This window comes from Photobacterium indicum (assembly GCF_003026215.1).
GTDB lineage: Bacteria > Pseudomonadota > Gammaproteobacteria > Enterobacterales > Vibrionaceae > Photobacterium > Photobacterium indicum.
On the sequence record NZ_PYOC01000014.1, the window covers coordinates 74,415 to 89,222 of the forward strand.

Below are 14,808 nucleotides of genomic sequence, written 5' to 3' on the forward strand. Positions count from 1 at the left end.
ATTTAGCATTATTCATTGCCAGTTTCATAACATCAAGTTATTAACATCTTAATAAGTATTCACCTATTTTGATTGTCTATTTATTTATATTGTGTAGCGGTTTCCCTCATAAAATTTATTCTCGCCATTAGAAAAATTGACATATGAAATAATTGGTTAGACCAATGACTAAGGTAAAAGAAGTGGCTTATTGCTTATATGCATTCAGCTAGATAGAACCGCCAGTCAAAATCTTAACCTTAGTCACATATTCGATTTTTTCTTCTCTTTATAGTGTAATTAACGTAACCATTGCGCAACAAAACCCCCTACAATAGCTATCACGCTAAAGCGTTCAAACCCCCTATACTGAACTATAAACATAATAATGATGGAGCAATTGCTATGACCGCACCCGATCCGATAGTGCCGGTACTGCTTGAGAAGGTATATGGCTTAATCCAGAATAAGATTGAAGCCCCTCAGCAGTCATTAGTGGATGTTTTTGCTCAACGATTGTTAGGGCAACTGGCTGATGATGATCTGCTTCAACGGAATGAATCTGATTTATATGGTGCTGTACTTAGCTTATGGCACCATTTGATGCAAAACAAACCTGAACAAAGCTCTGTTCGAGTATACAACCCAACACTTAGTCGATATGGATGGCAGTCAACACATACTGTGGTTGAAATTGTAACGCCTGATTGTCCGTTCCTTGTTGATTCAGTGCGAATGACATTGAACCGTCTAGATATTACTAGCCACCTTATGCTCAATGGTCCGTATTTCTTCAAGCGTGATGAAGACGGTAATATTGTAGAAGCATGTGGAAAGGAGGGTGATTACCAAACACTTTTCCACATTGAGGTGGATCGCCTAACCAGCAAAGAAGAAATGCAAGCACTCAAAAAAGAATTAGAACACGTGCTAAGCGATATTGACCTGGTTGTGAACGATTGGCAGGCGATGCAAGATAAGATGCAAGACATTGCTCAGGATCTTAAAACTGCAGATTTGCCAGTAAACAATGTGCATCGCGAAGAAGCTGTCGAATTCATTAATTGGTTAACACGCCATAACTTCATGTTTATGGGTTATCACCAATATGATTTAAACCCTATAGAAGGGGATTACAAGCTTTGTCCAAGTGATGAAAGTGGTTTAGGGCTATTAAATAAGACAGATAAAGAACATTGTTTACTATTGTCTGATTTACCAGAATCAGCCCGTATCGAAGCACGCAAGCACGATATTTTGATTCTAACGAAAAGCAACGGTAAATCCAAAATCCACCGTCCTGCTTATGTTGATTATATTGGTATTAAACGCTTTGATGAGAAAGGCAATGTTATTGGTGAACATCGCTTTGTGGGGCTTTACGCGTCAACGGCTTACCATCAGAGTGCACTGAATATTCCACTGATTCGAGATCGCGTTTCACGTATTCTTGAGGCGAGCGGCTATACCGAAGGTTCACATTCGTGGAAGGCGTTAAATAATTTACTCGAAACCTATCCTCGCGATGAACTCATTCAAGCAAATGAAAAAGAAATGTTAGATGTGGGTTGTGGCGTTGTTCAAATGCAAGATCGTGATTTGCTACGATTATTCGTACGACGTGACCCATTCGGTCGTTTCTTCTCGTGTATGGTTTACGTAACAAAAGAGCGCTATAACACCGAACTTCGCAGTAAAACACAGGAAATTCTTAAAGACTATTTTGGCTCTGAGCAGACTGTTGAATTTACTACTTTCTTCTCTGAAAGTTCATTAGCGAGAACCCATTACATCGTGAGAGTTAAAAATAATAATTTCAATATTGATGCGAAAGCCATTGAACACAACCTCGTTGAGGCTGCGGCTTCTTGGGAAGATCGTTTAGGCAACTCGTTAATTGCTAATTTTGGTGAAAGTAAAGGTATTCCGCTTGGTAAAAGCTATGCACGTGCTTTCCCACGTTCATATAAAGAAGAAATGCTGCCGGGTTCTGCCGTGGCTGATATTGAACAGCTAGAAAGCCTAAGTGAAGACAACAAGTTAGGTATGTTGTTCTATCGCCCTCAAGAAGAAGCGAACGATTCACACTTTGTTAAGTTGAAGCTTTTCCACCGTGACGAGCCCATTCACTTGTCTGATGTTATGCCAATGCTTGAAAACCTTGGCTTACGTGTAATTGGTGAATCACCTTACCAAGTTGTTAAAGCAAATGGCACAGTGTATTGGATTCTTGATTTCTCTATGTTGCATAACGCATGTACAGGAATTGATTTAAGTGAAGCGCGAGATCGTTTTCAAGATGCATTCTCTTCGATTTGGCACGGTAACTTAGAAAGTGATGGTTTTAACCGTTTAGTACTTTGCGCAGGGTTAACGGGTCGCGAAATTACCGTGATTCGTAGTTATGCTCGCTACATGCGTCAAGTGGGTTTCCCATTCAGCCAACACTACATTGAAGAAACATTATCGAGTCATAGCGATCTTGCTCGTGATTTAGTGAAGCTGTTTACACTGCGTTTTGAACCAAGGAAAAAGTACTCACCAAAAGCTGAGCAAGATCTGATTAAGAAGCTGCATGATAAGTTGGATCGTGTAGAAAGCCTTGATGATGATAGGATCATTCGTCGCTTCATGGATATGATCCTTGCAACGCAACGTACTAACTATTATCAAACAGATGAAAAGGGCAATGTAAAGCCTTGGCTATCTTTGAAGCTTCGTCCTTCAGAAATTCCAGAGATTCCAGCTCCGGTTCCTTTCTTTGAAATCTTTGTCTACGCACCTGATATAGAAGGTGTTCACCTACGTGGCGGTAAAGTAGCTCGTGGTGGTTTGCGTTGGTCAGATCGCCAAGAAGATTTCCGTACTGAAATTCTTGGCTTAGTAAAAGCACAACAAGTTAAAAATACCGTTATTGTACCTGTAGGCGCTAAGGGCGGTTTCATCTGTAAACGTCAACCACAGATGACAACCCGTGAAGAAATTTGGAATGAAGGACAGCGTTGTTACAAGCGTTTCATTCGTGCCTTACTGGATGTGACAGATAATATTATTGATGGCGAACTAATGCCGCCAGTGAATGTTGTTCGTCACGATGAAGATGACCCGTATTTGGTCGTTGCAGCTGATAAAGGTACCGCAACCTTCTCTGATTTAGCTAACTCAGTATCAGATGATTATAACTTCTGGCTAGGTGATGCATTCGCATCAGGTGGTTCTAACGGTTACGATCATAAGCAAATGGGTATTACGGCAAAAGGTGGCTGGGAATCGGTTAAGCGTCATTTCCGTGAGCTAGGTATAGATTGTCAATCTACCGATTTCACGTGTGTAGGTATCGGTGATATGGCGGGTGACGTATTTGGTAATGGTATGTTGTTATCAAAACACACGCGTTTAGTTGCTGCATTTAACCACATGCATATCTTCTTGGATCCAAATCCGGATGCTGCGAAAACGTGGAAAGAGCGTGATCGTCTATTTAATCTTCCGCGTTCAAGCTGGGAAGATTACGATAAAAGTTTGATCTCTGAAGGTGGTGCGATCTTCTCCCGTCGTAGCAAGTCGATCAAACTGACTCCGCAGATCCAAAAACTCTTAGGTACACGTAAGCAAAGCGTACCGCCTAATGAGTTGATTGGCCTTATCTTGCGCATGGAAGTAGATCTTCTGTGGAACGGCGGGATCGGTACTTACGTTAAAGCGACGACGGAAACACATACTGACGTTGGTGATCGTGCGAACGATGGTTTACGCATTAATGGCGGTGAGTTACGTGCAAAAGTAATTGGTGAAGGTGGTAATCTGGGTATGACCCAGCTTGGCCGTGTTGAATTCGCTAAAACGGGTGGCTTAGTTAACACCGATTTCGTTGATAATGTGGGTGGCGTAGATTGTTCAGATAATGAAGTAAACATTAAAATCTTGCTAAATAGCCTTGTCGCTGGTGGCGATCTTACTTATAAACAACGTAATGAAGTGCTTGAAAGCATGGAAGATGAAGTAGGAGAGATCGTACTAGATGATGCGTATTGTCAGAGTGAATCTATCTCTGTAACGCAACAACAACACGTGCAACTGCTGAAAGAGCAAATCCGCTTTATCCATTATTTAGAGCGTGCCGGTAAGCTAGATCGTGCACTTGAGTATTTACCTGATGATGAGACATTGGCTGAGCGAGAAAAATCAGGCATGGGTCTGACTCGACCTGAACTTGCGGTACTAGTCGCTTACGGAAAAATGGTGCTAAAAGAAGATCTAGTCAGTGATGAGATAGCAAATGACCCATACCATGCCCGCTTGCTACCTGCGTATTTTCCTAAGCAACTTAAAGAGAAATACCGTGCACAGATGGATCAACACCCGCTAAGAAAAGAACTGATTGCAACATCGCTCGCAAATCAAATGTCTAACGAAATGGGCTGCAATTTTGTCACACGTTTACAAGAAGAGACAGGTGCAACGGTTGTAGAAATTTCATCTGCTTATTCTGTAGGGCGTGAAGTTTTCCGATTTGATACATTCTTTAGTCAAATTCGTGAATTAGACAATAAAGTAGCAGCAGAAGTGCAGTACGAAATGCTTTATCGCTGTCGCCGTATGTTACGCCGCGCCACGCGCTGGATATTACGTAATCGCGAGCGTAAGTTAGCAATAGAGCAGCAGATTGCATTGTATCAACCTATTTTGAATACGTTACAAGAAAACCTTGAAAGTTACCTTGTAACAGGAGAGGTTGAAGAGCATAACGATCAAGCGAATGTGATGATTGAGCAAGGTGTTCCTGCTGAGCTAGCACACAATATTGCACGACTAACTAGTTTGTATTCTGCGATGGATATTGCTCAGATAGCAAAAGAACTGGATAAAGATATTGATCATATCTCGCGTGTTTACTTTGTTGTTGGCTCTAAATTGTCTTTGCATTGGTTCTTACAGCAAGTACACAATCAGCCAGTAGAAAACCATTGGCAAGCGTTGGCTCGTGCTTCGTTTAGAGAAGATCTGGATTGGCAGCAACGCCAGTTAACATCTGCCGTTATCAGCAGTAACCAAAATGATGAGTCTGCAGAGCAAAGTATAGAAACATGGATAGGGATGCACGAGACTGCTATTCATCGTTGGAACAGTGTACTCGCTGAATTTAAAGTGGGTACAGCCCATGAATTCGCGAAATTTTCTGTAGCCTTACGTGAATTAATGTTACTGAACCTGAACTGCCGTCCCAATATGTGAGGCGCCAGAGATAACTATCATAAGTCTATGATATAAATTTGGTTCCTACTAAAAAGCCATTACATAACAGATGTAATGGCTTTTTTTATTGTTTAGATAACGACTGACCAACACGACCGTTACATATTGCTAGTTAAACGGAATCGTTTGCGTTGTTTTTGATAAATTAATGACAAATTTGAAGCTGTAACTCATTGTAAATAAACGCCTAAATGTAAGTAATTGTTTTATTGATACAAATGGTGTAAATAGTCATTGAAGTAGAAGGGATAACTGTGAATAATAAGCCCGTTTATTTGGAGCTTTTTATAAGGAGAGACAATGATTTATCGCCTCGCACGATCCGTTTTTTTCCAGCTAGATGCTGAAAAGGCGCATGATCTTGCTATTCAGAACTTTTCTCGTTTTACCGGCACTCCGCTTGATCTCTTCTATCGTCAACATGTACCTGATCGCCCCGTTGAAGTCATGGGTATTAAATTTAAAAACCCTGTTGGATTGGCTGCTGGCCTAGACAAAAATGGCGAATGTATTGATGCATTTGGCGCAATGGGTTTTGGTTTTGTAGAAGTGGGTACAGTAACGCCACGTCCACAATCAGGAAATGAGAAACCACGTCTTTTCCGCGTACTCCCAGCTGAGGGGCTTATTAATCGCTTTGGCTTTAATAATCTGGGCGTTGATAATCTGGTTGAGAATGTAAAAAAATCCAAATACGACGGTGTTATCGGTATTAACATCGGTAAGAATAAAGACACACCAATCGAGAAGGGTGCAGAAGATTACTTAATCTGTATGGATAAAGTTTATGAGCATGCTGGCTATATTGCGGTAAATATTTCTTCACCTAATACCCCTGGGCTTCGCTCTCTTCAATATGGAGAGGCGCTTGATGATCTTTTGTCTCAATTAAAAGCGAAACAAGAAGAGCTGGCAGCTAAACACGGTAAGTATGTTCCGATAGCACTGAAGATCGCTCCCGATCTAGAAGATCATGAAATTGTGCAAATCTCAGAATCTTTGATCAAAAATAAAATTGATGGCGTGATTGGTACTAACACGACATTAGATCGTACATTGGTTAAAGGTATGCCACATTGTGATGAGATGGGGGGGCTAAGTGGTCGTCCGTTACAAAATCGCAGTACTGAGGTTATCCGTCGTTTAGCTGAAGAGTTAAATGGCGCTTTACCAATTATTGGTGTGGGTGGTATTGATTCTGCTATTTCAGCACGTGAAAAAATGAATGCTGGCGCACAGCTTGTACAGATTTATTCTGGTTTCATTTATCACGGACCAAAATTGGTAAAAGACATCGTGACGAACTCTTAAATTGACCATTTCTTAAATTGAACTTTGATGAAAGGCCTTTTTAAGTACTGCTTTCGAAAAAGTTCCACCTTTTAGTTCTCGGTAGCTAAAATATCATTGAAAATTGTCAAAATTACATTTTCATGTAACAAAAAGGGGATATTTATTCCCCTTTTTTTTTATCCTAACCCCCGTAAAATTCTCCTAAAGTTTTTTCTGTATTGTTAGATACGTAGTACAAAGAACTGTTTCTGGAGCGTTTACGTGTTAAAACCAAATAATTCATGGATGTGGTATTTCGACCTTAAGGATAATTCCCTAATGTTAGATTTGGGAAGTGATATGGTTTTTCGTGTAGGTATTCCAGCAAAACATCTTATCCCTTCGGCGAGTGAACAGTGTGAATTTACTGTTGATGACGCCTCTATTTTCCAGAACTATAAAGAAAACGTTTCACATTTAGAGATATCTGAACCGCGTAAAGCTGAATTAGCACTAAATGCGGTTGCAGCCAGTCGATTCCATAAACCGATGATGCCCAAAAGTTGGTTTTTTGATACTCAATCAGTAAGCTGTGAGCCTGAGAATGGTGACATCGTAACCCTTCAAACACCTTTAGGTATGGCAAAGTTCATTGTTATTGAGAATAGCGGCTGTGCAAGCCTATGTATGATGGTCGATGTAGAGCCTTTAGCGCTGTCTAGCACTAAGGAAATGCGCTTTTGTGACACTATTAAGGTTATGAACGATCGTATAACTGCTTACGAAGAAGACGTGATGCTGAACCTAGCACTCGTAGGTTAATTAGTGAATTGGTTAATAGTGTCACTTTAGAACGTATTAGCTGATTTTTTCTTACTACAATTCCTATAACAACCCATATAAAGTCATGTATCTAGAGTTATCGATACTCCTGTCTATAAGCCTTCTGCGTATCTAATCTCTGCCACACACATACCCAATCCATTAATTCATATCAATGCTCATCATTATTTGAGAGGTTAGGGGACATTATATCTTGTCGCCACACCATCTTTCACCTTCTACCTTCAATTTAAACCCAGCCTTCAATTTTATTATTACAATCTAAAGCATTAAGCGTCTGATGAAAGTGGCGCTTGATGAATCTAAGCATCTGATAATAAGTACTGGGAAACGTTTTTTTGTATAAAAAACAAACATGTTTGGTGAGGCTAATCCAGTTATTGACTAATAAATGGTATTTTTTTTTGCCTCCTTTTGGCGAAAATCGCGTCAAATTACTGACACTCATTGCTAAACTAAGCGTGAATAAACAAGAAAACTTCCTGTTTTTCCTCATTTGCGTAATTTTATTACACGCCGATCGCTGGTCGCATCTTAACACTTTCCAAAATGGAAAGTATGTGGGGGGAGTTTTTATTCACGATGACGTCTAGTGCGATATATCGCTATATAGTGTGAGATTTACTGTATTTCATAATTTAATTGGCTATTAATTCATTTATAATCAATTGGTTGGGCGGTTGTTTCTGTGTGTGGATAATCAATTGGCGTGTTTTATGAATACTTACCGCATTATTTAATTAGGGGGGGGACACCATTGTTTCCACTGGTGGATGGTGTTGAGTGAGCGATGGTTGCTATGTTCTGAAGCCCATCAGCTCCGAAAAATCGTTATTTCATTATTTTTTAACCAAATAATGCGTATGCAATGGGGAATAGAGAGGCATTTAGTCTGTTTTACGTTATAATTCCCGGCAACATAAGTGCGAAAAGAATTCCATGAATCAATATCTAGCTATTACATCTCGAGGTCTTGAAAACCTCCTTGCAGAAGAATTAGAACAACTTGGTGCTCAGAGCATTCAAGTTGTTCATGCCGGTGTACGTTTTAAAGCCGATCAGTCAACCGCTTACCGTTGTTGCCTATGGACACGTATATCGTCTCGTATCATTCAAGTTCTTAGCGAATTTACCGTTCGTGACGACATGGACTTGTACCTTGGCGCTGCGGCGATCAATTGGACTGAGTATTTCAGCAACGCTACACGTATTGTCGTAGATTTTAACGGTACAAACCGTGAAATCCGTAATAGCCAATACGGCGCAATGAAAGTTAAAGATGCTATCGTCGATCGTTTCACGAAAGCAGACCTACGTCGTCCTAATATCGACCGTGAACAACCTGATCTACGTATTCACATGCGTCTATCTGGCGAAAAAGGTGTGTTAGGTCTTGATATGGCGGGTAGTGGTCTTCACCAACGTGGTTACCGTACTGAAGCAGGTCGTGCGCCATTACGTGAAACGCACGCTGCTGCATTAGTACTGAAAAGTGGCTGGACGCCAGGTCAACCGTTACTCGACCCAATGTGTGGTTCAGGTACATTGTTGATTGAAGCTGCAATGATGGCGGCAGATATTGCACCGGGTCTTAAACGTAAGCGTTGGGGCTTTGAGTCAATTAAAGATTTCGATAAAGATGCATGGCTTGAAATTCATGCTGAAGCGTCTGTTAAAGCACGTCGTGGTCCTGCTAAAGTTCAGACTAAGTTCTTTGGTTTTGAATTAGAGCACCGTGTATTAGCCATTGCGCGTGATAACGCTGGCCGTGCGGGTGTTAAAGAACTGATTAATTTCCAACAGGGTGATGCGACAGAGCTGAAAGCCCCTGAAGGTTATGATGCTGGTATTGTTATTTGTAACCCACCATACGGTGAGCGTTTAGGTACAACACCTGAATTAATCAACTTATACACAGAACTTGGTAATCGTCTTAAACTGGCGTTTGCGGGTTCATCTGCGTCTATCTATTCTGGTTCTAACGAATTACTTAGCTGCTTACGTATGCGTGCTGATAAGCAATTCAAACTACCAAACGGTGCACTAGACTGTGTACTTAAAACGTATTTGATTACAGCTGGTAGCGTTAAGAAAGAAGAAGGTGAAGCTGAAGGCCATGTTGAGCAAGATAACGTTGCGCCTGATTTTGCTAACCGTCTTAAAAAGAACATTACTAAGCTGAATAAATGGGCAAAGAAAGAAGGTATTGACTGCTACCGCATTTATGACGCTGATTTGCCAAATTACAATGCAGCTATCGATAAGTACAATGACTACCTGATTATTCAAGAGTACGCCGCACCTAAAACCGTACCTGAAGAGATTGCTCGTCGTCGTATTATGGACGTGTTACGTGCAACAATTGAAGTTACTGGTGTTCAAACTGATAAAGTTATTCTAAAAGTGCGTGAGCGCCAGAAGGGTAAAAATCAGTACCAGAAGCTTTCAAATGCAGAGCGTCACATTATCGTTAACGAATATGGCGTAGACCTTAAGGTTAATCTTTACGATTACCTTGATACAGGTTTGTTCTTAGATCACCGTATAACGCGTAAAATGTTAGGTGATATGGCGAAAGGGAAAGATTTCCTTAACCTATTTGCTTACACCGGTTCAGCCTCTGTACATGCTGCTTGCGGTGGTGCTAAATCGACTACAACTATCGATATGTCAAACACATACCTTGGTTGGGCTCAAGAAAACATGGAGCTTAACAACCAAGTTGGTGATCAACATGAGTTTATTCAAGCGGATTGCTTGCAATGGCTTCAAGAAGTTGATGACACATTTGACCTTATCTTTATTGATCCGCCAACATTCTCTAACTCTAAGCGTATGAAGCAGACGTTTGATATTCAGCGTGATCACATCATGCTAATGGAAAACTTGAAGCGCATGCTACGTACTGATGGCAAAATTGTTTTCTCAAACAATAAACGTCAGTTCAAAATGGATTTAGAAAAATTGAATGAACTTGGTTTGGATGCTAAGAACATTTCTGATAAAACACTGCCAATGGATTTTGCGAAGAATAAGCACATTCATAACTGCTGGATTATCACTCACAAGGAAGGTTAAGTGCTGATAACCCTTTATAGCACGGAAGGATGCCACCTTTGCGAGCAAGCTTATAGCTTGCTTGTAGAGGCAGGGGTACAAGAGCACGTTCAGGTAATAGATGTTGCCTTTGATGACGTGCTCTTTTCACGTTACGGCGTAACAATACCGGTTGTATCCATAAACCCCGTAATATCAACGTCTTCAGATGCTTGTTCTGTAACCGCAGACATTGTTTCTGATGAATCTACACACTCAATTTCTGAACTTGGTTGGCCGTTTGATAGTGCCGACCTTGCAGCATGGTTAAAAAACAATGGCTTTAATTAATATTAGTAACGCGCAACTTGCGTATGGTGATCACGCTTTACTTGATAAGGCGGAGTTCGTTCTTCAACCCAATGAACGTGTTTGTTTAGTGGGCCGTAATGGCGCAGGCAAATCAACGTTTATGAAAGTGGTTACAGGCGATGTATTGCTTGATGATGGTAGTATTCAGCGTCAGACAGAGCTTACAATCTCTCGCCTAGAACAAGATCCACCGCGTAATGCACAAGGCAATGTGTTTGATTATGTTGCTGAAGGTTTGGCTGAAGTGGGTAAGGTACTAAAAGAATATCACCACTTATTGGATTTAATCGGCGTTGACCCAAGTGAATCAAACCTTAACAAGTTGATGAAAGCGCAAGAAAAAATTGACCATGCGAATGCTTGGCAGTTTGATAGCCAAATAGCGACTGTATTAGAAAGCTTGCACCTTGACCCGCATACAATGCTTAGCGATCTATCGGGTGGTTGGCAACGTAAAGCTGCGTTGGCACGTGCATTGGTATGTAACCCAGATATTTTACTTCTTGATGAGCCAACCAACCACTTAGATGTTGCAACTATCGAATGGCTTGAAGGTTTCCTTAAGAATTTCCGTGGTTCAATCATCTTTATCTCTCACGACCGTGCTTTCATTCGCTCGATGGCGACACGTATTCTTGATTTAGATCGCGGTAAACTTGTTTCTTTCCCTGGTGACTATGAACTGTATCTTGAAAGTAAAGAAGAGATGCTACGAGTAGAAGCGGAACAAAACGCAGAATTTGATAAAAAGCTAGCACAAGAAGAAGTATGGATCCGTCAAGGCGTTAAGGCTCGACGTACTCGTAACGAAGGGCGTGTTCGTGCTTTAAAAGCATTACGCAATGAGCGCAGTGAACGCCGTGAAGTGGTTGGTAAAGCCGACATGAAACTTCAAGAAGCGAAACGCTCTGGTAAGATTGTATTTGAAGCTGAGAATATCTCATACAGCTATGGTGATACGCCAATCATCAAAGACTTTAGCTTCACTGTTATGCGTGGCGACCGTATCGCACTTATCGGACCAAATGGTTGTGGTAAGAGTACATTGCTAAAAGTAATGCTAGAGCAACTCACCCCAACATCGGGTAAGTTCCACTGTGGTACTAAGATTGATGCCGCATACTTCGACCAATATCGTGAAATATTAGACCCTGAAAAAACCGTAATGGATAACCTTGCTGATGGTAAGCAAGAAGTGACCGTTAATGGTGTAACACGTCACGCATTAGGATATTTACAAGACTTCTTATTCCATCCTCGTCGTGCTCGTACACCCGTGAAAGCACTTTCTGGTGGTGAGAAAAACCGTCTGTTACTGGCGAAATTATTCTTAAAACCAAATAACTTATTAATTCTCGATGAACCAACAAACGATCTAGATATCGAAACATTGGAACTTTTAGAAGAAATACTTGCCAACTATCAGGGTACTTTACTTTTAGTAAGCCACGATCGTCAGTTTGTTGATAATACTGTGATGACAAGCTGGATTTTTGAAGGCAATGGGGTTATCGACGAATACGTAGGCGGTTATCATGACGCTCAAGAGCAACGTGCTAACTCTCTAACAAATATTGCGAAAAATCAGGCTGCTGAATTTGAGCTGGCGAAGAAAAAACAAGAAAATAATAAGCCGCGAGAGACAACCCGTTCTACGCCAAAAAAGAAGCTTTCTTATAAGTTTCAAAAAGAGCTAGAAGGTCTACCGCTTATAATTGAAGAATTGGAAAATGAAATTGCACAACTGCAGGAACAAGTTAATGATCCTGCATTCTTCCAAGACGTAAAGAATGATACTGAAGCAACATTAGCTCGCCTTGCAGAAGCAGAGCAAGAGTTTGAAGTAGCATTTGAGCGCTGGGAAGAATTAGAGGCAATGCAAAAGGAATCCTAATGCAACATAAGATGTTAAAGCTTTCTACACTGGCGATACTTATCGCCGGTGCTACTGGTGCCAATGCCGCTGTGTATAAAGTGGTACAGGTTACAGATACAAGTGGTGCTGAATCATTACAGTATTTCCCGACTGCGAATACGAGCAGTAACTCTGTTGAATTTTATGGTCAAGGTATTGAAGCCACCTCAACATCACAAAACTGTTTTACAACAGACTGTGGTGATGCAGATGAATATAAGGTTGTAGGGGAAAGCCGTAGAGGTACAGATGGCATCAATTACCGAGATACCATTGCTTTTTTAACGGACAATTATCAACACATAAATGATCGAAATGAGTTCGAGCGTTATTGTAATGATAATCTTGGGTTCAACACTTGCAATGTGTGGTCTGAAGCGCAGTACTATGGTAATGCCTATAACAGAGAACAAGCGGATGATCGTACTGGCTTAGGTGGGCTTCAACGCGAGCAGGCTGCTTGGTCTCTTGGCTATTATTCAAATGCGTCAGCTATTGTTTATGGCGAGACACTTAGTACATTTGCAAATTCTGCTGATGGGTATAGTGATGCAGATAAAGCTGTCTTAGGTACAATCATTGATAGTGGTAGCCATGTAACACCAAATTCTGTTGTTAATGGTATTGTTGCAGAAGCTGGCACTGATTACGTCTACGGTATTACAAGCTCTGCGTATTTTTCGAAAGATGGCCGAAATGCTCGTGCGTTCGATAAGCGTGGTTTTGTTAACGCTGGTGCAAATAAAACTGAATTAACACCTCCAGCAGCTAGCATTGATCGTCCTGATGATAAGTTAGCTGAACAAATGGGGCAAACATTAGCTAATGATGCTGTTATTTATGATAGCGGTAGTGGCAGTAAGTTATTAGTGGTTGGATCTGCTTCTTATGCCCCTAGCTTTTATTATAATAGAGGCACTACAGATAGTAAGAATTGGTATTATGATTCAGATAAAGTGCCTAATACTGATGATATTAATGTTAGTGGCTTAGGTTTTAGTGGTACTGATTTTCAAACTTGCGCAGCAACTCCAACAGCTGCTAATGTTTACTCTAAATATGAATGCCAATTCAGTACATTTGCGAATCAAGCAGCTTTTTGGTTAGTGGATTCAGCAACTACTGGTAAAGTTACAGCCTCTGCAATTGTAAAACCGAGCCTGCCTGTATTAGATGTTGATAGTGAAAATCGTTCATATCAAGCATCAGCTCAGGCTATTTCATTGGTGAATAACCTACCAATCGCGGTGGGTTTTGCTACTGACTCTGTTGATAACGATTACTATGCGCCACGAGCTGCAATTTTTGAATCGAAGGCGGCGGGATCAAGCTTAACTTGGACAGAGAAATTTATCCCTGGAATTGATATTGAAAGGGGTAGTGATCGTATTTATAGCTATACAGTAGCGACAGATATCAATGCCAATAACGTAGTTGTAGGTGTTGGCAAGAACTTTAGAGCTGCAAATCGATCATATGCTGAAGCTATTTTTATCTATGACAACCAGAATGATTCATTAAAAATGTTAGATTCAAATGTGAATGCTAATATTTTCTTTGACGGTTCTAACGGTCGTCCAAGTGCAATAAATGGTAATAACCAAGTTGTTGGTTGGGTTGATTCTGAAACCGTCAATCAGATTGATGGTCGTGAACGTCGTCAACGAGCATTCACTTATATTGCTGGTGATACCGCGATTGCTGGCTCTCCGTTGACTGCTGGTGGGTCTTGGATGATCAACGACCTTACATATGGCGATGAATCAAATTCGATAGTCGCTAATAATAACCAATACAGAATTGCGCAAGCGACGGATATTAACGATGCGGGTGTTATATCTGCAACAGCGTTTATGTGTGATGGTGGTTATGATTCGTTCAGTAATGAAGCTCAATGTAAGGGCGGTGGTGTAGGTAAAGAAAGAGTCGTTGCCGTTAAACTTGTGCCAATTCCGGACGGTACTGTTGATGTACGTCCAGAAGAATCAGGAACGATAAAACGTTCTGGTGCTTCTTTTGGCATGTTTGCTTTGACACTGCTAGGTCTATTTGGTTTCAGAAGAAGAAAATAAATTTTTGTCATAATTATTTATTTTTCACTAAGGCTCACAATTTGTGAGCCTTAGTTGTTTCTG

The 14,808-nt window shown here is 40.8% G+C and carries 7 protein-coding genes; all 7 read left to right on the plus strand.

The window, feature by feature from the left end; all coding sequences use genetic code 11:
- Positions 1–384: 384 nt before the first annotated feature.
- The 7 genes from C9J47_RS23540 (at position 385) to C9J47_RS23570 (ending at position 14,745) form a co-directional block, all read left to right on the plus strand.
- Positions 385–5,214 carry an NAD-glutamate dehydrogenase gene (locus C9J47_RS23540; RefSeq protein WP_107255680.1) on the plus strand — a complete coding sequence of 1,610 codons (4,830 nt, stop codon included), beginning with the start codon at positions 385–387 and terminating at the stop codon, positions 5,212–5,214.
- Positions 5,215–5,535: 321 nt separating this feature from the next.
- Entirely contained in the window at positions 5,536–6,546 is a 1,011-nt protein-coding gene (gene pyrD, locus C9J47_RS23545; RefSeq protein ID WP_107255681.1) for a quinone-dependent dihydroorotate dehydrogenase, read from the plus strand.
- 243 nt (positions 6,547–6,789) lie between these two features.
- Complete coding sequence (locus tag C9J47_RS23550; protein WP_107255682.1) at positions 6,790–7,329, plus strand: cell division protein ZapC; 540 nt, start codon at positions 6,790–6,792, stop codon at positions 7,327–7,329.
- A 960-nt stretch (positions 7,330–8,289) separates the two neighbouring features.
- Positions 8,290–10,428, plus strand: a complete 2,139-nt coding sequence (rlmKL, locus tag C9J47_RS23555; RefSeq protein ID WP_107255683.1) for a bifunctional 23S rRNA (guanine(2069)-N(7))-methyltransferase RlmK/23S rRNA (guanine(2445)-N(2))-methyltransferase RlmL — start codon at positions 8,290–8,292, stop codon at positions 10,426–10,428.
- Positions 10,429–10,737 (plus strand): glutaredoxin family protein, encoded by a 309-nt coding sequence (locus C9J47_RS23560; protein WP_107255684.1) that lies wholly within the window; start codon positions 10,429–10,431, stop codon positions 10,735–10,737.
- Entirely contained in the window at positions 10,724–12,652 is a 1,929-nt protein-coding gene (locus C9J47_RS23565; protein ID WP_107255685.1) for an ABC transporter ATP-binding protein, read from the plus strand. The genes C9J47_RS23560 and C9J47_RS23565 overlap by 14 nt, the downstream gene beginning before the upstream one ends.
- Complete coding sequence (locus C9J47_RS23570) at positions 12,652–14,745, plus strand: DUF3466 family protein (RefSeq protein ID WP_107255686.1); 2,094 nt, start codon at positions 12,652–12,654, stop codon at positions 14,743–14,745. The genes C9J47_RS23565 and C9J47_RS23570 overlap by 1 nt, the downstream gene beginning before the upstream one ends.
- Positions 14,746–14,808 lie beyond the last annotated feature (63 nt).

What these genes read in the sequence shown, in the direction of transcription:
- C9J47_RS23540 (WP_107255680.1), top strand. Translation starts at nt 385, where the DNA reads ATGACCGCACCCGATCCGATAGTGCCGGTACTGCTTGAGAAGGTATAT.
- pyrD (WP_107255681.1), top strand. Translation starts at nt 5,536, where the DNA reads ATGATTTATCGCCTCGCACGATCCGTTTTTTTCCAGCTAGATGCTGAA.
- rlmKL (WP_107255683.1), top strand. Translation starts at nt 8,290, where the DNA reads ATGAATCAATATCTAGCTATTACATCTCGAGGTCTTGAAAACCTCCTT.
- C9J47_RS23565 (WP_107255685.1), top strand. Translation starts at nt 10,724, where the DNA reads ATGGCTTTAATTAATATTAGTAACGCGCAACTTGCGTATGGTGATCAC.
- C9J47_RS23570 (WP_107255686.1), top strand. Translation starts at nt 12,652, where the DNA reads ATGCAACATAAGATGTTAAAGCTTTCTACACTGGCGATACTTATCGCC.